The sequence below is a fragment of the Pseudomonas sp. GYB4201 genome (assembly GCF_056312595.1).
This window is the reverse complement of record NZ_JBWGIG010000020.1, coordinates 101,144-119,867: the sequence shown is the minus strand read 5'-3', so window position 1 is coordinate 119,867 and position 18,724 is coordinate 101,144. Positions and strand designations below refer to the sequence as shown.

Genomic DNA, 18,724 nt, shown 5'->3' with positions numbered 1-18,724 from the left:
CTCTGGTGTTCCGGTTGTCACGCCAGTGGCATTGCCGGGTAGCTATGTTCGGAAAAGATAACCGCTGAAAGCATCTAAGCGGGAAACTTGCCTCAAGATGAGATCTCACTGGAACCTTGAGTTCCCTGAAGGGCCGTCGAAGACTACGACGTTGATAGGTTGGGTGTGTAAGCGCTGTGAGGCGTTGAGCTAACCAATACTAATTGCCCGTGAGGCTTGACCATATAACACCCAAGCAATTTGCGTCGAACGACCAGATTGCGGTGTTGTGAAGATGATACGAACCGAAAGTTTGCTGATTCACAAATACCATCACATACCCGATTCGCTGGAATGCCACCCAAAGGGCATCCTGGCTACAGAATTTCTTGACGACCATAGAGCATTGGAACCACCTGATCCCATCCCGAACTCAGCAGTGAAACGATGCATCGCCGATGGTAGTGTGGGGTTTCCCCATGTGAGAGTAGGTCATCGTCAAGATTAAATTCCGAAACCCCCATCTGCGAAAGCAGGTGGGGGTTTTGTCTTTGTGGCGCCCGAAAACCCCCACGTACGCCTCTCGTAGCAGCGGCCGCAGGCCGCGTCCGAAGCCCCTGCTTAACGACCGGGCACTCTGGAAACTTCGGACGCCGCCGTCGGCAGCTTGTGTCTATAGAAGGGAATAGAATCTGAGGTGAGAGCGGTGAATGGCTGGTTGTTCGGCAGCAGTGTTGATAAGCACGTGTAGCAGCAGAACCGCCATTCACCTCTCCGCTCTGGGTACAAGCCCGAACAGTTGAACGAGCCGACCTCGAACAAACAACGACAGCGGCCACTTCCAGGGCAAGCGCAAGATCTGCGGGGGGCGCGGTGCGGTGAGGCGAGTGCTGTACATGTCGTGCTGGACGGTCATCCGCTACGACGTCTCGTTCAAGGCGCGCTACGAGGGGCTGCGCGATAAAGGCAAGGGTGCAAAAGTGGCGCTGGTGGCGTGCATGCGCGTGCTGCTGGTCCGGCTTAACGCCATGCTGCGCGACGGCACAGCATGGCGGACGTCATTAACTGGGCAAGACAGTTGCTAGGCGAATCTGTAGCCGCCGCCGCAGGCTGCGCAGGCCTTCACTCTCGCTGGAGATCTTCAGTGCACTCAGGGGCCAGCGCAGCCTGGCGGCAGCGGCTACGCGAAGTCCTGCGCACGGCGCGCCTGTAGCAGCGGCGGGGCGGCCATCCGCCGCAGGCCGCGTCCTGGAGCAACGCAGGACCGCCGCCGGACGCAGCCTTCGGCAGCTGCTACGCGAATGCGGATACCCCATAGACCGCGTCGCCTGCATTGCGGCCAAGGCCGGCTCCTACCACGAACGGCGTAGGAGCCGACTTTAGTCGCGATGCAGACGACGCCATTTTCCAGACAGTTGCTGCTACGCGTGTGGGGTTTTCTGCGGGCATTAAAAAGCCGGCTTGTGGCCGGCTTCTCGTCGACAGTCCTGGTTTGTTTTTGGCAAACCGCAACCGCCTTCTAAAAATGTAAGGACCAGTAACCTTGCGTTACAGGTCAGCCAGGGCGGTGATACCGTCACCTGGCTTGGGCAGGCTGCATGTTGTTGAGCAACAGCGCCTACCAAAAGGTGCGCCAAGAATAGCGACATTCACGCCAAAAGCCCAGCACAAATGTCATTCCTTCTCATCCCGGCGCCCATCCGGGCGCTCTGGCTGCAGGCTGGCACACCAGAACACCCAGCCCAGGATTTCGATGGGCTCCTCGGCGCTGACCAGCTCATCGCCGAACTCCCCCAGGTTGTCTGCCCGCAGCCGCAACGCATCGCAGGTCATGGGGTAAATTGTGCGTACGCACAGTTCTCCATTGCGTAGGAAGGCGTAGGGCTGGCCCGAAACCGGGGTGGTGAGGCTACGATCGATGGCCAGGGCGGCGCCCAAGGGCAGCCGCGGGGCCATGCCGCCATCGGGCATGATCAACGCCATGCAGTGGGCCGGGTTTATCAGCAGCCGGGAGAACGCCGCCCTGGGCAGGCGCAGGTGCCGGTGTTCCACGGCGATAAGCTGACGGTTCAGTGGGCGGTAGAACGCCAGCAGGACGTCATCTGCGCTGGAAGCGGCCAGTACGGTAGGGTTGCCCGTAGGGTCGAGGTCGTCCTGGTCGTAGAATTCATCCTGCGGATCATAGGGCGGCCTGGGGGGAGGGAAGCGGTACTTGGGCCCCAGGCCGGTACGCAGCCAGCGGGTATGCACGCACAGCAGCTCGGCAATATCGTCCAGCCGCGCTACAGGCACGCCCCGGCGTATCCAGTTGTTCACGTGCTGGGGCAGTACGTTGCGGTGCAGGGCCAGGTCGGAAGGGCTGAGGTGGCAGTCTTTCAGCAGGGTTCTCAGGCGGTCGCCGGATGTGAGCATGGCGGTGCTCCGGGTTGTGGGTGGTCCTGCATGCTTACCGAGCATTAGTCTCAAGAGCTGTAGGACTTTTCCGAGGACATAAAAAAACCCTGCGCAAGGCAGGGTTTTTTGTCACCGTGCGGCTCAGCCTTTGAAGGCAGCAACCGACTTGGTGATTTCAGCGCGGGCAGCGTCAGCGTTGCCCCAGCCTTCGATCTTGACCCACTTGCCTTTCTCGAGATCCTTGTAGTTCTCGAAGAAGTGCTTGATCTGTTCCAGCAGCAGGGCTGGCAGGTCGGTGTATTCCTTCACGTCAACGTACAGCTGCGACAGCTTGTCGTGCGGTACGGCGATGACCTTGGCGTCGCCGCCGCCGTCGTCGGTCATGTGCAGGATGCCGACCGGACGGGCGCGGATCACCGAGCCTGGCGCCACTGGGTACGGGGTTACTACCAGCACGTCCAGGGGGTCGCCGTCGTCGGCCAGGGTGTTGGGGATGAAGCCGTAGTTAGCCGGGTAGAACATTGGGGTGGCCATGAAACGATCGACGAACAGGGTGTCGCTGTCCTTGTCGATTTCGTATTTGATCGGCGCGTGGTTGGCCGGAATCTCGATGGCGACGTAGATGTCGTTCGGCAGGTCTTTGCCAGCCGGAATCTTGCTGTAGCTCATTGGGCGTTGCCCCCGTTGTAGGCCAGTAAAAATGGCCGTCTAGGCCAAAAAGTGGCAGGGATTATTGCATAGATTGGCAGCGTTGCCACGCCCGGCCGGACCGACACCCGCCTCAGGCCGGGTGGCTGTGGCGGTAGTCGGGATGGCTGCGTTGCAGGCCCTGCAGACGGGTCAGCGGATCCTGGCGGTAGAACGCCTGGAGTTGCCGGTAAACCTCCGGGTAGGCCTGGTGCAGCAGGTCCGGGGCACTGAAAAAATACTCGCTGGTGACGGCGAAGAACTCCGCCGGGTTTTCCGCGGCATAAGGGTCGATGGCAGTTTCGGCGTGAGGGTTGTGGTCCAGCTGCCGGTTCAGGTCGTCGTAGGCGTGCTGCATGGCGGCGGCCCAGTCGCTGACGCGCATGTCGCCGTGCAGGGGCGGCAAGCCGTTGGCGTCGCCATTGAGCATGTCCAGCTTGTGCGCCAGTTCGTGGATGACCAGGTTGTAGCCCTCCCAGCCGCCGCTGGCCAGCACGCCTGGCAGGGCCAGGATGATGGGGCCCTGCTGCCAGGCCTCGCCGCTGTGCTCGCCGTCCCAGCTGTGCTCCACGCCGCTGGGGTCGCGGTGGCGCTGGGGGCTGAGGAAGTCGTCGGGGTAGAGCACTATCTCGTGGAAGTTGCCGTACCAGTTGAGGTCGCCCAGGTGCAGCAGGGGCAACTGGGCCTGGGCGGCCAGCAGCAGGCGGGTGAGGTCATCCAGCTGCACGCCGTCCAGGCTGGTCAGGTGCTTGTCCAGCAGGAACAGCACGCTGTGCTCCTGCAGCCACTGGTCTTCCTCGACAGTGATATCGTCGAGGATGGCCAGGGCGTGCCGTACCTGTTTCCACAGTTGCGGGTCCAGTGGGTGCCGGGCCAGGGCCCGGCGGCGGCGCCAGGCGCGCAACGACCACATGGCTTAGCGCGACGTGGCCTTGGCGGCCTTGCCGGCCATGCGGCTCTTGACCACGCCAATGACCATGGGCACCAGCGACAGCAGGATGATGGCCAGCACCAGCAGCGATAGGTTCTTCTTGATGAACGGCACGTTGCCGAAGAAGTAGCCCAGCGCTACCAGGCCACATACCCACACCACGGTACCCGCCACGCTGAAGCCCAGGAACCGCGGGTAGGACATTTTGGCGATACCGGCCACGAACGGTGCGAAGGTACGCAGGATCGGCAGGAAGCGCGCCAGGGTCACGGTCTTGCCGCCATGGCGCTCGTAGAAGTCGTGGGTCTGCTGCAGGTAGTCGCGGCGGAAGATCTTCGAGTTGGGGTTGCTGAACAGCTTCTCCCCCGTGGTGCGGCCGATGATGTAGTTGGTGCTGTCACCCAGGATGGCGGCAGCCATCAGCAGGCTTGCCAGCAGAATCGGGTCCATGCCGCCACCAGCGGCCACGGCGCCGGCAATGAACAGCAGCGAGTCGCCAGGCAGGAAAGGCGTCACCACCAGGCCAGTCTCGCAGAAGATGACCAGGAACAGGATCGCGTAGATCCAGGGGCCGTAGTTGTTCACCAGCAGGTCGAGGTAGGTATCGAGATGCAGGATCAGGTCAAGCGGGTTGAAATCCATGTGCAACACCTGTGCAGGGCCCGAGGCTACGGGCTTGGGGCGACTTTAAGGGCGTGAGGCTGTTCGGTAACAAATCGTACAACCTGCGGCGTCAGGATTATACGACCGGACACCGAGAATGCCCCACGAGTTTGTAGCCAGGCGTGTCGGATTTCCGTGAAAGCGTGCAGCCGCCGCCAAACGGCAGCGGCTGCCGGGGGGATCAATCGGAGTTGATGGGCAGCACGTAACTGAGGAATTCAGTGTCCTGGTGGAAACCGATGGACTCGTAGGTCTTGTGCGCCACTTCGTTGTCGGCGCTGGTGGACACGCGCATGCGCACGGCGTGGGTTTCCTTGGCCATCTTCTTCGCGGTGCGCAGCAGGTGGTCGGCCACCAACTGGCGACGGGCGTCCTCGGCGACATAGATGTCGTTGAGGATCCACACGCGCTTGAGCGATAGCGAGGAAAAACTGGGGTACAGCTGGCAGAAGCCCAGCAGCTTGCTGTCATCATCGTCGGGCAGGGCCAGGTAGATCACCGACTCCTTGCGGCGCAGGCGCTTTTCCAGGAACGCCCGGGACGAATCGGGGTAGGGCAGCTCGCCGTAGAACTCGCGGTATTTGACGAACAACGGAGCAATCATGTCCAGATGCTCCAGCGATGCTTGGATAATTCGCATAACGGGCCTCACGTGCTGACGGATGTTGGCGGCCAATACCACAGCATGCCGTTGGTCCGATGCTGCCTTAAAACAATTAGAAAACGCAATCAAACGGACGCTGAAATGAATCAGCCCGTTCACGCAGGAAGCATGAACGGGCTGCCTTGCTTTCAGCTTAGAAGCTTAGAAGAAGCCGAGCGGGTTGATGTCGTAGCTCACCAGCAGGTTTTTGGTCTGTTGGTAGTGGTCCAGCATCATCTTGTGGGTTTCACGGCCTACGCCAGACTTCTTGTAGCCGCCGAACGCGGCGTGCGCCGGGTACAGGTGGTAGCAGTTGGTCCACACGCGGCCCGCCTTGATGCCGCGGCCCATACGGTAGGCGCGGTTGATGTCACGGGTCCATACGCCGGCGCCGAGGCCGAACTCGGTGTCGTTGGCGATGGCCAGGGCTTCGGCTTCGTCCTTGAAGGTGGTGATGCTCACCACCGGGCCGAAGATTTCTTCCTGGAACACGCGCATCTTGTTGTTGCCTTTGAGCAGGGTTGGCTGGATGTAGTAGCCGGTTGCCAGGCTGCCCTCCAGTTTCTGCACCTGGCCGCCGGTCAGCAGCTCGGCGCCTTCGCCCTTGGCGATGTCCAGGTAGGACAGGATCTTGTCGAACTGCTGCTCGGACGCCTGGGCGCCGACCATGGTCTCGGTGTCCAGCGGGTCGCCGCGCTTGATCTGCTCGATCTTCTTCATCACTTCCTTCATGAAGGCCGGGTAGATCGACTCCTGTACCAGCGCGCGCGATGGGCAGGTGCACACCTCGCCCTGGTTGAAGAACGCCAGCACCAGGCCTTCGGCGGCCTTTTCAATGAAGCTCTGCTCGGCCTGCATGATGTCTTCGAAGAAGATGTTCGGCGACTTGCCGCCCAGCTCCACGGTGGACGGGATGATGTTCTCGGCCGCGCATTTCATGATGTGCGAACCCACCGGGGTTGAGCCGGTGAACGCAATCTTGGCGATGCGCTTGCTGGTGGCCAGCGCTTCACCAGCCTCTTTGCCGAAGCCCTGGACGATGTTCAGCACGCCCGGTGGCAGCAGGTCGCCGATCAGCTCGATCAGCACGGTGATGCCCAGCGGGGTCTGCTCGGCGGGCTTGAGCACCACGCAGTTGCCGGCGGCCAGGGCCGGGGCCAGCTTCCACGCAGCCATCAGGATCGGGAAGTTCCAGGGGATGATCTGGCCAACCACGCCCAGCGGTTCGTGGATGTGGTAGGCCACGGTGTTGCCGTCGATTTCAGCGGCGCTGCCTTCCTGGGCGCGCAGGCAGCCGGCGAAGTAGCGGAAGTGGTCGGCGGCCAGCGGGATGTCGGCGTTGAGGGTTTCGCGCACGGCCTTGCCGTTGTCCCAGGTCTCGGTGATGGCCAGGGTTTCCAGGTGCTGCTCGATGCGGTCGGCGATTTTCAGCAGGATCAGCGAACGGGCCTGCACCGAGGTGCTGCCCCACGCGTCGGCAGCGGCGTGGGCGGCGTCCAGGGCTTTGTCGATGTCTTCGGCAGTGGAGCGGGGGAATTCGGCAATGGGCTGGCCATTGACCGGCGAAGTGGTGGTGAAGTACTGACCCTTGACCGGCGCCACGAACTCGCCGCCGATGTAGTTGCCGTAGCGGCTCTTGAAGTTGACCAGAGCCCCTTCGGTACCGGGATGTGCGTAACGCATGGTGAGTATCTCCTTGGGTTTTTATGCTTTTGGCTGGAGGACGCGTTTGCGGCGTGTACAAAGCGTAGAGCAAGTGTCGGGCCAGTGCCCTGCAACCCAGCAAAATCGAGGGTTGCGGCCGCCCTGTGGATAAGTTGTAGCAAGGCTTCGTGGCAACCCCGCGACAGTGGGCGTGACACTTTGTGCCAGACGTGACACAGCCGTGACCCGTGGGTCGAAGGTGGCATTGCATTGGGGGGGCGGCTGGAGGATGCTGGAGATCACCTCCACTGGAGAATAATAAAAAGTGCACAGTGATCATCTCAGCCGCCACGCCCGTCAGGTGCTGACCGTCACCCGGGGCCAGGCACCGTCCGGCAGCCCTGCCAGCGATCCTTCCATCGCCCGCTCCTGGCTGCGCTGCCTGGAGGACTATCACCTGGACCCCTCCGTGGCCATGGCGCCCACCGTGCTGGAGCATGGGCGCATCCTTGAAAGCCGCGAGCGCATGCAGCAGGTGCTGCAGATTGCCGGCGGCGAAATGGCCAACTTGCATCAACAGTTGTCCGGCGCGGGCCACGCGGTGCTGCTCACCGACGCCCGCGGGGTGATCCTCAACTGTGTCACCGCGCCCACCGAGCGCAAGGTGTTCGAGCGCGCCGGGCTGTGGCTGGGCGCCGACTGGAGCGAGGCGCGCGAGGGCACCAACGGCATCGGCACCTGCCTCGTGGAGCGCCAGGCCCTGACCATTCACCAGGATGAACACTTCCGCGGCCGCCATACCGGCCTGACCTGCTCGGCCAGCCCGGTGTTCGACCCCAATGGCGAGCTGCTGGCGGTGCTCGACGTGTCTTCGGCGCGGGCCGACGTGTCGCGGCAGAGCCAGTTCCACACCATGACCCTGGTCAACCTCTCGGCGAAGATGATCGAGAGCTGCTATTTCATGCGCCACTTCGAAGACCAGTGGCTGTTGCGCTTCCATTTGCAGGCCGAATCCGTGGGCATGTTCAGTGAAGGCTTGCTGGCCTTCGACGAACAGGGGCGCATCGTGGCCGTCAACCAGAGCGCCCTGAACCTGCTGGGGCGCGGGCGCGGCACCCTGGTGGGGCAGCCCGTGGAGGCGTTCTTCGAATGCGCGCTGGGTGAACTGCTGGGCCGCGCCACCCAGGAAGCCACCGCCAGCTGGCCGCTGCGCAGCCGCGATGGCCGTCCGCTGTTTGCCAGCCTGCGCGGCCGGCCACGGCCGCAGGTGCTGGCCGTGCCGGCGCGGCAACCGGCGGCCCCGGCTTTAGATATTTGCCTGGGCGACGAGCGCTTGCAGCTGGATTTCCGCCGGGCGCTGAAGGTCTTCGAGCGTGACGTGCCACTGATGGTCCATGGCGAAACCGGCTCTGGCAAGGAGGCCTTCGCCAAGGCCGTGCACCAGGCCAGCCGCCGCGCCGACAGGGCCTTCGTGGCCCTCAATTGCGCGTCGCTACCCGAGAGCCTGATCGAGAGCGAACTGTTCGGCTACCGCGGCGGCAGCTTCACTGGCGCGCGCAAGGAAGGCATGCGCGGCAAGCTGCAACAGGCCGACGGTGGCACCTTGCTGCTGGATGAGATCGGCGACATGCCCCTGGCCCTGCAAACCCGCCTGCTGCGCGTGCTGGAAGACCGCATGGTGGTGCCGTTGGGTGGCGAGGCCGTGGCGGTGGACGTGCGTATCATCAGCGCCACCCACCGCAACCTGCTGGAGCGGGTGCGCGAGGGCAGTTTCCGTGAGGACCTCTATTACCGCCTGAACGGGCTGGAAATCGACCTGCCGGCCCTGCGCGACCGCACCGACAAGCCGGCCCTGCTGGATTTCATCCTGGCCCAGGAGGCAGGTGGCGAACCGATGCGCCTGGCACCGGAAGCACGGCAGGCGCTGCTGGCCTTCAACTGGCCCGGCAACGTGCGGCAGATGCGCAACGTGCTGCGCACGCTGGTGGCGCTGAGCGAAGGCGGGCAGGTGACGTTCGCAGACCTGCCGGGGTATTTGCGCGACCAGGCGCAACCCGCGCCCTTGCCCGAGCAGCCGTTGGCCGAAGCCGAGCGCACGGCGTTGATCGGCGTGCTGGAACGCCAGCGCTGGCACATGACCCATGTGGCCGAGGAGCTGGGCGTGAGCCGCAACACCTTGTATAGAAAATTGCGCAAGCACCGCATCAGCCGCCAACAAGCCCTGTAGCCGCTGCCGTAGGCTGCGCTGGCCCTTTGCCTTGCAGAAAATCTTCAAGGTATGGGGCGGCCAGCGCAGCCTGGCGGCAGTGGCTACGGGCTGTTTGGCGTCAATCAGCGCGTGAGATTTTTCCTACCGTGGGCTACCCTGCCTCGATGTTTTACGAGGTCAATCATGCACATTCATATTCTCGGTATCTGCGGCACGTTCATGGGCTCGCTGGCGGTTCTCGCCAAGGAATTGGGCCATCACGTCACTGGCTCGGACGCCAACGTCTACCCGCCCATGAGCACGCAACTGCAGGCCCAGGGCATTGAACTGACCCAAGGCTACGACGCCGCCCAGCTGGACCCTGCGCCTGACCTGGTGGTGATCGGCAACGCCCTGTCGCGCGGCAACCCGGCAGTGGAATACGTGCTGAACAAGGGCCTGCCCTACGTGTCGGGCCCGCAATGGCTGGCCGACCACGTGCTGCAGGGCCGCTGGGTACTGGCCGTGGCCGGCACCCACGGCAAGACCACCACCAGCAGCATGCTCGCCTGGGTGCTGGAACACGCCGGCATGGCGCCGGGCTTCCTGATTGGCGGCGTGCCGCAGAACTTCGCGGTGTCGGCACGCCTGGGCGACACGCCGTTCTTCGTGGTCGAGGCCGATGAGTACGACAGCGCCTTCTTCGACAAGCGCTCGAAGTTCGTCCACTACCGCCCGCGCACGGCGATCCTCAACAACCTGGAATTCGACCACGCCGACATCTTCCCCGACCTGCCGGCCATCGAGCGGCAGTTCCACCACCTGGTGCGCACCATTCCCAGCGAAGGCCTGGTGATTCACCCCACCACTGAGCCGGCGTTGCAGCGCGTGATCCAGATGGGTTGCTGGACCCCGGTGCAGACCACCGGCGCTGGCGGCCAATGGCAGGCGCGCCTGTTGAGCGAAGACGGCTCGCGCTTCGAAGTGTTGTTCGATGGCAAGGTAGAAGGCACCGTGGACTGGCCTCTGACCGGCCAGCACAACGTCGCCAACGCCCTGGCTACCCTGGCCGCGGCGCGCCACGTTGGCGTGGTGGCGGCCCTGGGCATCGAAGCCCTTAGCGCGTTCAAGAACGTCAAGCGCCGCATGGAAACCGTGGCCCAGGTGCAGGGCGTGACCATCTACGATGACTTCGCCCACCACCCCACGGCTATCGCCACCACCCTGGACGGCCTGCGCAAGCGCATCGGCGATGCGCCGCTGATCGCGGTAATCGAGCCGCGCTCCAACTCCATGAAGCTGGGTGCCCACCGCGACGGCCTGCCGGACAGCGTGCGCGATGCCGACCAGGTGATCTGGTACGCACCGCCGAACCTGGGTTGGGACCTGGCCGCCACAGCGGCGCAGTGCCCGGTGCCGGCCATTGTCGCCGACTCGCTGGAGGCGATCATCGCCCGGGTGCAAAGCCAGGCGCAGCCCGGCACCCACGTGGTGATCATGAGCAACGGCGGCTTCGGCGGCCTGCACCTGAAGCTGGCCGAGGCGCTCAAATGAGTGGCCCGGAACGCATCACGCTGGCCATGACTGGCGCCTCGGGCGCCCAGTACGGCCTGCGCCTGCTCGATTGCCTGGTGCGCGAAGACCGCGAGGTGCACTTCCTGATCTCCAAGGCCGCGCAACTGGTGATGGCCACCGAGACCGACGTGGTGCTGCCGGCCAAGCCCCAGGCCATGCAGGCGTTCCTCACCGAATACACCGGCGCTGCGGCCAACCAGATCCGCGTCTACGGCAAGGAAGACTGGATGTCGCCGGTAGCCTCAGGCTCCGGCGCGCCAGCTGCCATGGTCGTGGTGCCGTGCTCCACGGGCACCCTGTCGGCCATTGCCAGCGGCGCCTGCAACAACCTGATCGAGCGTGCCGCCGACGTCACCCTCAAGGAGCGCCGGCAGCTGATCCTGGTGCCGCGCGAGGCGCCGTACTCGACTATTCACCTGGAAAACATGCTCAAGCTGTCGCAGATGGGCGCGGTGATGTTGCCGGCATCGCCCGGTTTCTATCACCAGCCGCAGACCATTGATGACCTGGTGGACTTCGTGGTGGCGCGGGTGCTGAACCTGCTGAACATTCCCCAGGACATGCTCCCGCGCTGGGGCGAGTACCACCTGGGCGGCGATGAATAGATTCCTGCCGTGCCTGCTGGCCGCCCTGCAACTGGGCGGCTGCGCCAGCGTGCGCACCCTGAACGCGGCCAAGCCGGGCGCGCCGGTGGTGTATTCCGGGGCGCGGCTGGATTGGTATGCAATCGAAGGCGGGTGCTGCCCTGTGGATAAGTTCGGCGCCGAGGCGCCGGCCTGGCCACAGGTCGACCTGCCGTTCAGCACCTTGCTGGATACGCTGCTGTTGCCGTTGTCGGTGCTCAACGTGCTTGGCTTCGGCGTGCAAGCCCAGGGCGGCCTGTAGACCCCGTCCCGGTAACTGTCTTGAAATGGTGTCGTGTGCATCGCGACTAAAGTCGGCTCCTACACCGTTCGTGGTAGGAGCCGGCCTTGGCCGCGATGCAGGCAACGCGATCTTCGCGTAGCAGCTGCCGCAGGCTGCGTCCCGACGAAAACGCGGCCCTTACCTGCCCAGGCGGCGCAGTTCGTCGGATTCAACCACGCGGATGCCATCCTGCTCCTCAAGCGCCAGGCGCCACAGTGCCCGTGCCAGCTGGCACGCTTCGATGCCGCGGTACTTGCCTGGAATCAATTTGGCCAGCGGTGCCACCAGCTGCTCGCCCAGGCGCGGCTGCACCCGGGTGCCCAGCAGCAATGAAGGCCGCACGATGGTCAGCTGTGGCCAGTTCATGGCCTTGAGGTCGCGCTCGGTCTCGCCTTTCACGCGGTTGTAGAAGATCTTCGACTTGTCGTCGGCGTCGATGGCGCTGATCACCAGCAGGTGCCGGGCGCCCATCTCCCGAGCGCGGTGGGCGTAGGCCATGACCAGGTCGTGGTCGATCTGGCGGAACGCCTCCTGGGAGCCGGCCTGCTTGATGGTGCTGCCCAGGCAGCAATAGGCCACGTCGACGCGGCCCGCCAGCGCAGGCAGCAGGTCAGTGAACGGCCCTACCGGGTTTTCCAGGTGCGGGTGCTCGGCAAGGGGGCGACGGGTGGGCGCCAGTACGCGGCTCACCGTGGGTTCGTTGAGCAGGCGGTCCAGCAGATGTTCACCCGTGAGACCGGTGGCTCCAGCGAGCATGATGTGCTGCGGCGTCAAATACATGTTGTCTCTCCCCTGTTACAGGAAGTCTAGTGGCTTCCTGCACTTTTCGCCTGGGCCCCACTGCCCAGTGCCGCACTTTGCAGCGCCCGCTTGGCCTGCTGCTGGCGCAGGCGTTGCCAGTGTGCAAGTACGCCCTTGGGGGCCCAGATCTGCGGTTCGGACGCATCGAAGCCGTCCGCCTGTTCACGTTCGGCAACATGCTTGCGGGCAAGTTCGAACGCTTGTTGCAGGTCGTCCGTTTCGTTCAGGGCCTGGGCGAACAGCGCGTCGCCAAAATAGGTGAAGTCCGACTCTTCCGAGCAACCGAACGACACGCGGTCGGCCCGGGAGGCGGTCATCACCAGCGTGTGGTCGTCCTTGAGCGCCGGCACGAAGCCGCCGGAGTAGCACGCCGAGATCACCACGATCTTGTCGCGGTTCTTCAGCGGTGCCAGCACCGCGGCCAGTTCGTCGGGCGGCAGGTCTGAAAGCTGCAGGCGCGGCTGGTCCAGCACCAGCTCATGTTCGTGGGTGCCGTGGCTGGTCAGGTAGATGAACACCAGGTCCTCGGCGCCGCTGCGCTGGGCAATGGTCTGCACCGCGCGGCTGAGGGTCTCGCGGGTGGCCATGGGCCGGTCGCCCAGGTGGTCGCGGTGGTTCACCAGATTCACCTGGCCCACGGCGCCGAAGCGGCTGGCGAGCATGTGGTTGACGTAGTCGGCCTCGCGCATGAATACGCTCTGCTTGCCATCACCGGCCAGGGTGAGGCTGTACAGCTGGATTTCGCCATTGGTGGAGGCGGGCACTGCGGCCAGCGCCTTGTCCAGCAGCGCGCCCTGGTTCAGCAGGCCCAGTTCCAGGGTGTCGGGCAGCAGCTTGCCCTGGGCGTCGCGTACGCGCTGGCCGTTGGTCCACCAGCCGCTTTCCACCTCGCCGTCCTTGTGGGTGAGGGTACCCTTGCCGTCGTAGGTGTCGGTGTCGAAGTTGCCCACGTAGCTGCTGCCATCGGCCAGGCTCAGGGTGCCCTGGCCGGCGAAGTGCCAGTCCTCGAAACGGCCCTTGAAGTGGCTGCCGTCGCTGCCGAACATTTCGCCCTCACCGCTCAGCGCGCCTTCCTTGAACTCGCCGATCCACACGTCGCCCTCGGCACTTTCGTAGCGGCCGCGGCCTTGCAGGCGGTTGTGTTGGAATTCGCCGATGTACTGGTCGCCGTCGGAACTGCTGAAGGTGCCGTGGCCCTCCAGCTCGCCGTTGACGAAATTGCCGGTGAACTGGTTGCCGCTGCCGTCGCTGCGCACGCCTTCGCCGTTGGGTTTGCCCTGGGCGAACACGCCCTGGTAGTCGCTGCCGTCGTCCAGCTCCAGGTGCCCGGCGCCCGAATACTGGTCGGCCTTGAAGCCGCCACGGTAGCTTTGCCCCGGCTCTTTCAGCGTGCCTTCGCCGTCGCGCCGGCCCAGCTTGAAGGTGCCGGTGTAGGTGGTGCCGTTGGCGCTCAGGGTGCCCTGGCCGTCGAACAGGCCCTGCTTGAATTCGCCGCGGTAGACTTCGCCGTTGCTGCCGTGCCATTCACCCTGGCCGTGCCACTGGCCGTTGAGGAACGCGCCGGTGTACCAGCTGCCGTTGGGGTAGTCGATCCGGCCCTGGCCCTGCAACAGGCCATTGACCACCTCGCCACGGTAGCGGCCGCCATCGGGCAGGCGCGCGTCGGGAGGGGAAAGGGACTCGCCATCGCCACAGGCGGTGATCAATAAGGTCAGGGCGAGGGGAACGAGTGGGCGCATGGCGGGATCCGGGCAAGTAAGGCGCCGAGTATGCCGCACAATGCCCCCGGTGAGACAGCCACCGGCGGCATTGCCCGCTGTCTGGTTACTACACGAAGCAGAGTGATAGCGGTTCGGCGATATACGCCGGCTTCTCCGAACCCTCGATTTCAAGGGTGGCGGTAGCCTTGAGCAGCCATTGGCCGGGCTTTTTCTCGGTGACTTCGGTGAGTTCCACCTTGAGCCGCACGTTGGAGTCGACCTTCACCGGCTGGATGAAGCGCACGCTGTCCAGGCCGTAGTTGACCACCATTTTCAGGCCCTCGGGCACCACCAGCAGGTCTTCCATCAGCTTGGGGATCAGCGACAAGGACAGGAAACCGTGGGCAATGGTGCTGCCGAACGGGGTCTTGGCGGCTTTTTCCGGGTCCACGTGAATGAACTGGAAGTCACCGGTGGCCTCGGCAAACAGGTTGATACGAGCCTGGTCGATCTTCAACCATTGGGAATACCCCAGTTCCTTACCGACGTACTGCTTGAGTTCTGCAACGGGTACAAAGGGCATCTGCACTCTCCTTGTTGATGGCGCGTTGGCATACGCGCGTCTAGATCAGCATGGTCATCCACGCCGGTCAAGCTTCCATGGCCATGGCGAATGGCGGTTTATAGCCGCCAAGCTTGCGTGCTTATAATGGCCCGGCATGCCAGGGGCGGAGAAAAATATGTTGTTACGTGGTTTGACGTGGCTGATCGTTTTCCAATTGCTGGGCACGGCCATCAATCATCTGGTGCTGACCATGCTGCCGGGGCCGATTATCGGCCTGCTGCTGTTGCTGGCGTTCCTGATGCTGCGCGGCGAGGTGGGCAAGCCCCTGGGCGACGCCTCGTCCAGCCTGCTGCGCTACCTGCCGTTGCTGCTGGTGCCGCCGGCCGTGGGCGTTATGGCCTATGCCAGTGATATTGCTGCCGACTTCTGGGCGATTGCCGGCACCCTGGTGATCTCGGTGCTGGTGTCCATGGCGCTGGCGGGCTGGCTGATGCAGAAAATGCTGGCGCGGCGCGGGGACCACTCATGACCCTGGACTGGCACGGCGCGCTGGCGTCGGTGATTCACCATCCGCTGTTCGGCATCGGCATCACCCTGGGCACCTACCAGCTGGTGCTGGCCGGGTACGAGCGCACCCGCTGGATCTTCCTGCAGCCGGTGCTGGTGTCCATGCTGGTGATCATCGGTATCCTGCTGCTGACCGGCGTCAGCTACGGTGAATACCGCAAGAGCACTGACATTCTCGGCATCCTGCTGGGGCCGGCCACTGTGGCCCTGGCGGTGCCGCTGTACCTGAACCTCAAGCGCATCCGCCAATTGCTGGCGCCTACCTTGGCTACGCTGGTGGTAGGCGGAGTGTTCGCCACCGGCCTGGGGCTGTTGCTGGCCTGGAGCTTCGGCGCCGAGCACATGATCCTTATGACCCTGGCGCCCAAGTCCGTGACCTCGCCCATCGCCATGCTGGTAGCGGAGCAGATTGGTGGCGTGGCAGCCCTGGCGGCAGTGTTCGTGCTGATTACCGGCGTGATCGGCGCGATCTTCGGCCCGGCCATGCTGTCCATGCTCAAGGTACGCAGCCCCGCAGCCCGGGGCATGGCCCTGGGCATGACCGCCCATGCGGTGGGCACTTCGGTGGCCCTGCAGGAAGGCGAGGAGTGCGGGGCCTTCGCTGCGCTGGCGATGAGCCTGATGGGGGTGTCGACCGCGGTGTTCCTGCCGCTGGTCGTCAGCCTGTTCGTTTAAGGAAACCACTATGACCTTGCCGTTATTCCCCCTCAATACCGTGCTGTTCCCCGGCTGCATGCTCGACCTGCAGATTTTCGAGGCGCGCTACCTGGACATGATCGGCCGCTGCATGAAGCAGGGCGCCGGGTTTGGCGTGGTGTGCATTTTGGAAGGCCAGGAGGTTGGCCCAGCGCCGACCGGGCATGCGGTTATCGGCTGCGAGGCGGTGATCCGCGATTTTCAGCAGCAGGACAACGGCCTGCTGGGCATTCGCGTGGAGGGCGTGCGCCGCTTCCGCGTGACCGGCACCGAGCTGCAGCGCGACCAGTTGCTGGTGGCGGACGTGGAGTGGCTGCCGGAAAGCGCCGACCAGCCGTTGCAGGAAGAGGACGCTGACCTGGTGGCGCTGCTGCACGCCCTGGCCGAGCACCCGATGGTGGCGGCGCTGGACATGGGCACCGAGATCCCCGGGCGCCAGTCGCTGGCGAACCAGCTGGCGTACCTGCTGCCGTTCCCTGAGCTGGACAAGATCGACCTGCTGGCGCTCCAGGAACCTTCCGAGCGGCTCGCGGGCATCCAGGTGCTGCTCGACGACCTGCAAGGCGAACTGTTCGCCTGACCCCTGTAGCAGCGGCTGCAGGCCGCGTCCGTCAATAGGCGTAGCGCAGCAAGGAGTGGGAAAACTCCCGCGTGGCGAAATAGGCCAGCACCACCGCCGTGACCGGCATCACCACCCACCACACCCGCGGCGCCATGGCTGGCAACGGCTGGCGCCATTGGCTCAGGGTCAGGCTGGCCGCGCACACGAAGCACGCCAGCAGGGCGCCCGCCAGGATATCCGTGGGCCAATGCGCCCCCAAGTACACCCGTGACAAGGCGATGCCCCCCGCCGGCAAGATGCCCAGCAACAACCAGGTCAGCCGCAGCCTTGGCGGCTGGCCGCGCCCGGCCAGCACGGCCAGGGTCAGGAACAGCGCGAACGCCGCCGAACTGTGGCCGCTGGGCATGCTGTAGGTGCCCAAAGGGTGGGTCATCACGTCCGGGCGCATGCGCGCGAACACGTGTTTCATCAGGGTGTTGCCCAGTGAGGTGCCCAGCAGCGTGCCGATTGCAAACGCCGCTGGCCGCCACTGGCGCAGCGCCAGCAGCAGGCCGCACAGCAGGGCCGCGAGCACGACTTGGGCCCGGAAGTCGCCCATCTTGGTCAGCCCCACGGCAATGTCATCGGCCATGGCGCCGCGGTGCTCTTGCACCAGGGTCATGATGCCCTGGTCGAACTGCACCAAGTGCGGCCAGCCCAGGAACACGCCTGCCAGCAGCACCAGGCACATGGCCGTGACCAGCCGGGTGCCATGGCGGCGCGATTGCCAGGCGGCGCTCACGCTCAGGCCGATCAGGATGGCAAAGCCTGCGGCCAGCAAGCCTGCCTGGGTCCAGAAGCCTTCCGGTAGCGGCAGGCGCATGGCGGCACCGGTGGCCCAGCCCGGCATCAGGTACACCACCGACCAGCCGGCGCCCGCCAGCAGGCTCACCCCCACGAACCGCACCAGCGGCATGTCGAACATGCCCGCCACCATGGGCAGCATCGGCCGCAGCGGGCCGATGAAGCGCCCCACCAGCAGGCTGGCGATGCCGTAGCGTTGGAAATAGCCTTCGGCGCGGCCGATCCACTCGGGATGGTGGCGCAAGCCAGGCAGGCGGCGGATGTTCTGGTGGAAATGGCGCCCGGTGAAGTAGGACAAACCGTCGCCCAGCAGGCCGCCGATGTAGCCCAGCAGCAAGGTCTCGCCCAGCGACAGCGCGCCGCTGCCGGCCAGCACGGCGATGGCGAACAGCAGCACGGTGCCGGGCACGATCAGGCCGACAATCGCCAGGCATTCGGTGCAGGCCACCAGCACAATCGCCAGCCCCAGCCATTGGGGGTGAGCGGACAACCAGGCGGTCAGCCCGTCGAGCCATGGGCCCATGTTTCAGTTTCCTTGCGTGAGGATGGAAAAGTCGCGACCTTCGACTTGACCGCGGCGCAAGGGGTTCCTTGTGCAATGGCGGGCATGCTCGGCGTCCACGAAGCGGTACGGCAGATGTTCGTCGCGCCCGCGGGGGAGGCCCAGGCGGGTGGTCTGGATAATTTGTTTCGGGATAATGCCAAGGTCTTCGACAAATAATTGTTCAGGGTCGAAGCGCCGGGCGTCCCAGTTTGGCACCTTCAGGCCCAGCGCCTTGCACAGCAGGGTCTGCCCGGCGCACAGGCGTTCCGGCGGGCGCGGGTTGCCGCTGGCGTCGGGGTTGTTCAGCTGCATCTGCGCCAGGGCGTTGGCGTCGGCGTGGGCGTCCACCCAGGGGTAGGCGGACTTGATCAGCACCGCGTTGCCGGGGCCTTGGGCGCTGAAGTTCAGCGAGTCGCCGCCCCGGGCGTAGTACATGTAGATGTGCCCGCCGTCGAGAAACAGCGCCTTGCGTTTCTCGGTGTAGCCCAGGGAGGCGTGGCTGCCTTTCTCGGCGCAGTAATAGGCCTCGGTCTCGATGATGCGTGCCGACAGCCAGTACGGCCCCTGGCGATGGCGAATCACCTTGCCCAGCAACTCGCGGGCCAGCACCTGGGCGTCGCGGTCGAAGAAAGCGTCGGGCAGGGGGCGAGCATCGGGCCAGGGCAGGGCAGGCAGCATCGGACGGTTACCGGAAGATACGAAAGAGCTCGCAAGGATAATATTCATCTGTGGCTTAATCACGGCTGAATCGTTGCCCGTTGTGTGACTGTTTTTGACCATCCGCCTGCCACCGCTGTCGGTGGACCCTCGAGACAGCTATAATCAGCCGCTTTCCT

The 18,724-nt window shown here is 64.4% G+C and carries 18 protein-coding genes, 2 rRNA genes and 1 pseudogene; 10 read left to right on the top strand and 11 right to left on the bottom strand.

The features are described 5' to 3' along the window. The 3 genes and pseudogenes from AC0Z2B_RS19625 to AC0Z2B_RS19615 all read left to right on the top strand — a co-directional run. Positions 1 to 224: ribosomal RNA gene (locus AC0Z2B_RS19625) — 23S ribosomal RNA — on the top strand; the annotation flags it as partial. Positions 225 to 367: 143 nt separating this feature from the next. Next, positions 368 to 483 (top strand): 5S ribosomal RNA (gene rrf / locus AC0Z2B_RS19620). Positions 484 to 800: 317 nt separating this feature from the next. Then, positions 801 to 1,064: pseudogene (locus tag AC0Z2B_RS19615) on the top strand (transposase); the annotation flags it as partial. Positions 1,065 to 1,653: 589 nt separating this feature from the next. Here the strand turns inward: AC0Z2B_RS19615 and AC0Z2B_RS19610 are convergent. The 6 genes from AC0Z2B_RS19610 to exaC all read right to left on the bottom strand — a co-directional run bounded on the left by AC0Z2B_RS19610 (position 1,654) and on the right by exaC (position 6,980). Next, on the bottom strand, positions 1,654 to 2,391 hold the full coding sequence (locus AC0Z2B_RS19610; RefSeq protein ID WP_476298845.1) for a LexA family transcriptional regulator: 738 nt from the start codon (positions 2,389 to 2,391) through the stop codon (positions 1,654 to 1,656). Positions 2,392 to 2,514: 123 nt separating this feature from the next. Continuing rightward, entirely contained in the window at positions 2,515 to 3,042 is a 528-nt protein-coding gene (gene ppa, locus AC0Z2B_RS19605; protein WP_416427082.1) for an inorganic diphosphatase, read from the bottom strand. Positions 3,043 to 3,154: 112 nt separating this feature from the next. Beyond that, positions 3,155 to 3,973: a M90 family metallopeptidase gene (locus tag AC0Z2B_RS19600; protein ID WP_476298843.1), complete on the bottom strand. Its 819-nt coding sequence runs from the start codon at positions 3,971 to 3,973 to the stop codon at positions 3,155 to 3,157. Positions 3,974 to 3,976: 3 nt separating this feature from the next. Then, the gene (locus AC0Z2B_RS19595) at positions 3,977 to 4,633 is read right to left on the bottom strand and encodes a DedA family protein (protein ID WP_476298841.1); all 657 of its coding nucleotides are present in this window, start codon (positions 4,631 to 4,633) and stop codon (positions 3,977 to 3,979) included. Between the two features lie 202 nt (positions 4,634 to 4,835). Further along, complete coding sequence (locus AC0Z2B_RS19590; protein ID WP_416427079.1) at positions 4,836 to 5,294, bottom strand: GNAT family N-acetyltransferase; 459 nt, start codon at positions 5,292 to 5,294, stop codon at positions 4,836 to 4,838. A 165-nt stretch (positions 5,295 to 5,459) separates the two neighbouring features. Next, on the bottom strand, positions 5,460 to 6,980 hold the full coding sequence (gene exaC, locus AC0Z2B_RS19585) for an acetaldehyde dehydrogenase ExaC (RefSeq protein ID WP_473004614.1): 1,521 nt from the start codon (positions 6,978 to 6,980) through the stop codon (positions 5,460 to 5,462). A gap of 286 nt (positions 6,981 to 7,266) precedes the next feature. Between exaC and AC0Z2B_RS19580 the strand changes: the two genes are divergently transcribed. The 4 genes from AC0Z2B_RS19580 to AC0Z2B_RS19565 all read left to right on the top strand — a co-directional run bounded on the left by AC0Z2B_RS19580 (position 7,267) and on the right by AC0Z2B_RS19565 (position 11,589). Beyond that, positions 7,267 to 9,168 carry a sigma-54-dependent Fis family transcriptional regulator gene (locus tag AC0Z2B_RS19580; protein ID WP_476298839.1) on the top strand — a complete coding sequence of 634 codons (1,902 nt, stop codon included), beginning with the start codon at positions 7,267 to 7,269 and terminating at the stop codon, positions 9,166 to 9,168. Between the two features lie 165 nt (positions 9,169 to 9,333). Continuing rightward, positions 9,334 to 10,683, top strand: coding sequence for a UDP-N-acetylmuramate:L-alanyl-gamma-D-glutamyl-meso-diaminopimelate ligase (gene mpl, locus AC0Z2B_RS19575; RefSeq protein ID WP_416427076.1), 1,350 nt, complete (start codon positions 9,334 to 9,336; stop codon positions 10,681 to 10,683). After that, complete coding sequence (gene ubiX / locus AC0Z2B_RS19570) at positions 10,680 to 11,309, top strand: flavin prenyltransferase UbiX (protein ID WP_476298837.1); 630 nt, start codon at positions 10,680 to 10,682, stop codon at positions 11,307 to 11,309. Before mpl ends, ubiX begins: the two co-directional genes overlap by 4 nt. Next, complete coding sequence (locus tag AC0Z2B_RS19565) at positions 11,302 to 11,589, top strand: YceK/YidQ family lipoprotein (protein ID WP_476298835.1); 288 nt, start codon at positions 11,302 to 11,304, stop codon at positions 11,587 to 11,589. The genes ubiX and AC0Z2B_RS19565 overlap by 8 nt, the downstream gene beginning before the upstream one ends. Before the next feature lie 159 nt (positions 11,590 to 11,748). Here the strand turns inward: AC0Z2B_RS19565 and AC0Z2B_RS19560 are convergent, their stop codons facing one another. The 3 genes from AC0Z2B_RS19560 to AC0Z2B_RS19550 form a co-directional block, all read right to left on the bottom strand. Next, the gene (locus AC0Z2B_RS19560; RefSeq protein ID WP_416427073.1) at positions 11,749 to 12,390 is read right to left on the bottom strand and encodes an oxidoreductase; all 642 of its coding nucleotides are present in this window, start codon (positions 12,388 to 12,390) and stop codon (positions 11,749 to 11,751) included. A gap of 26 nt (positions 12,391 to 12,416) precedes the next feature. Beyond that, positions 12,417 to 14,150: a C13 family peptidase gene (locus AC0Z2B_RS19555; protein ID WP_476298833.1), complete on the bottom strand. Its 1,734-nt coding sequence runs from the start codon at positions 14,148 to 14,150 to the stop codon at positions 12,417 to 12,419. An 88-nt stretch (positions 14,151 to 14,238) separates the two neighbouring features. After that, positions 14,239 to 14,694, bottom strand: a complete 456-nt coding sequence (locus AC0Z2B_RS19550) for a MaoC family dehydratase (protein ID WP_416427071.1) — start codon at positions 14,692 to 14,694, stop codon at positions 14,239 to 14,241. 157 nt (positions 14,695 to 14,851) lie between these two features. On the opposite strand from AC0Z2B_RS19550, the gene AC0Z2B_RS19545 reads away from it, so the two are divergent. Genes AC0Z2B_RS19545 through AC0Z2B_RS19535 form a run of 3 tightly spaced genes read left to right on the top strand, consistent with a single transcriptional unit; the run spans position 14,852 to position 16,519 of the window. Further along, on the top strand, positions 14,852 to 15,205 hold the full coding sequence (locus tag AC0Z2B_RS19545; protein ID WP_476298831.1) for a CidA/LrgA family protein: 354 nt from the start codon (positions 14,852 to 14,854) through the stop codon (positions 15,203 to 15,205). A 2-nt stretch (positions 15,206 to 15,207) separates the two neighbouring features. Continuing rightward, positions 15,208 to 15,918: an LrgB family protein gene (locus tag AC0Z2B_RS19540; RefSeq protein ID WP_473006907.1), complete on the top strand. Its 711-nt coding sequence runs from the start codon at positions 15,208 to 15,210 to the stop codon at positions 15,916 to 15,918. 10 nt (positions 15,919 to 15,928) lie between these two features. Next, positions 15,929 to 16,519 carry an LON peptidase substrate-binding domain-containing protein gene (locus AC0Z2B_RS19535; protein WP_476298829.1) on the top strand — a complete coding sequence of 197 codons (591 nt, stop codon included), beginning with the start codon at positions 15,929 to 15,931 and terminating at the stop codon, positions 16,517 to 16,519. Positions 16,520 to 16,550: 31 nt separating this feature from the next. Here AC0Z2B_RS19535 and AC0Z2B_RS19530 read toward each other — a convergent pair whose 3' ends face one another. Together AC0Z2B_RS19530 and AC0Z2B_RS19525 are read right to left on the bottom strand one after the other, a co-directional pair. Next, positions 16,551 to 17,867: a bifunctional DedA family/phosphatase PAP2 family protein gene (locus tag AC0Z2B_RS19530; protein ID WP_476298827.1), complete on the bottom strand. Its 1,317-nt coding sequence runs from the start codon at positions 17,865 to 17,867 to the stop codon at positions 16,551 to 16,553. A gap of 3 nt (positions 17,868 to 17,870) precedes the next feature. After that, positions 17,871 to 18,566 (bottom strand): DNA-3-methyladenine glycosylase, encoded by a 696-nt coding sequence (locus AC0Z2B_RS19525; protein ID WP_476298826.1) that lies wholly within the window; start codon positions 18,564 to 18,566, stop codon positions 17,871 to 17,873. Between the last annotated feature and the right edge of the window lie 158 nt (positions 18,567 to 18,724).

Bases quoted from the DNA above. Each gene is read 5' to 3' on its own strand.
- ppa (WP_416427082.1), bottom strand. From the start codon at position 3,042: ATGAGCTACAGCAAGATTCCGGCTGGCAAAGACCTGCCGAACGACATC.
- AC0Z2B_RS19530 (WP_476298827.1), bottom strand. From the start codon at position 17,867: ATGGGCCCATGGCTCGACGGGCTGACCGCCTGGTTGTCCGCTCACCCC.
- AC0Z2B_RS19560 (WP_416427073.1), bottom strand. From the start codon at position 12,390: ATGTATTTGACGCCGCAGCACATCATGCTCGCTGGAGCCACCGGTCTC.
- exaC (WP_473004614.1), bottom strand. From the start codon at position 6,980: ATGCGTTACGCACATCCCGGTACCGAAGGGGCTCTGGTCAACTTCAAG.
- AC0Z2B_RS19535 (WP_476298829.1), top strand. From the start codon at position 15,929: ATGACCTTGCCGTTATTCCCCCTCAATACCGTGCTGTTCCCCGGCTGC.
- mpl (WP_416427076.1), top strand. From the start codon at position 9,334: ATGCACATTCATATTCTCGGTATCTGCGGCACGTTCATGGGCTCGCTG.
- AC0Z2B_RS19550 (WP_416427071.1), bottom strand. From the start codon at position 14,694: ATGCCCTTTGTACCCGTTGCAGAACTCAAGCAGTACGTCGGTAAGGAA.
- AC0Z2B_RS19525 (WP_476298826.1), bottom strand. From the start codon at position 18,566: ATGCTGCCTGCCCTGCCCTGGCCCGATGCTCGCCCCCTGCCCGACGCT.
- AC0Z2B_RS19545 (WP_476298831.1), top strand. From the start codon at position 14,852: ATGTTGTTACGTGGTTTGACGTGGCTGATCGTTTTCCAATTGCTGGGC.
- AC0Z2B_RS19555 (WP_476298833.1), bottom strand. From the start codon at position 14,150: ATGCGCCCACTCGTTCCCCTCGCCCTGACCTTATTGATCACCGCCTGT.
- AC0Z2B_RS19610 (WP_476298845.1), bottom strand. From the start codon at position 2,391: ATGCTCACATCCGGCGACCGCCTGAGAACCCTGCTGAAAGACTGCCAC.
- AC0Z2B_RS19565 (WP_476298835.1), top strand. From the start codon at position 11,302: ATGAATAGATTCCTGCCGTGCCTGCTGGCCGCCCTGCAACTGGGCGGC.
- AC0Z2B_RS19600 (WP_476298843.1), bottom strand. From the start codon at position 3,973: ATGTGGTCGTTGCGCGCCTGGCGCCGCCGCCGGGCCCTGGCCCGGCAC.
- AC0Z2B_RS19595 (WP_476298841.1), bottom strand. From the start codon at position 4,633: ATGGATTTCAACCCGCTTGACCTGATCCTGCATCTCGATACCTACCTC.
- ubiX (WP_476298837.1), top strand. From the start codon at position 10,680: ATGAGTGGCCCGGAACGCATCACGCTGGCCATGACTGGCGCCTCGGGC.
- AC0Z2B_RS19590 (WP_416427079.1), bottom strand. From the start codon at position 5,294: ATGCGAATTATCCAAGCATCGCTGGAGCATCTGGACATGATTGCTCCG.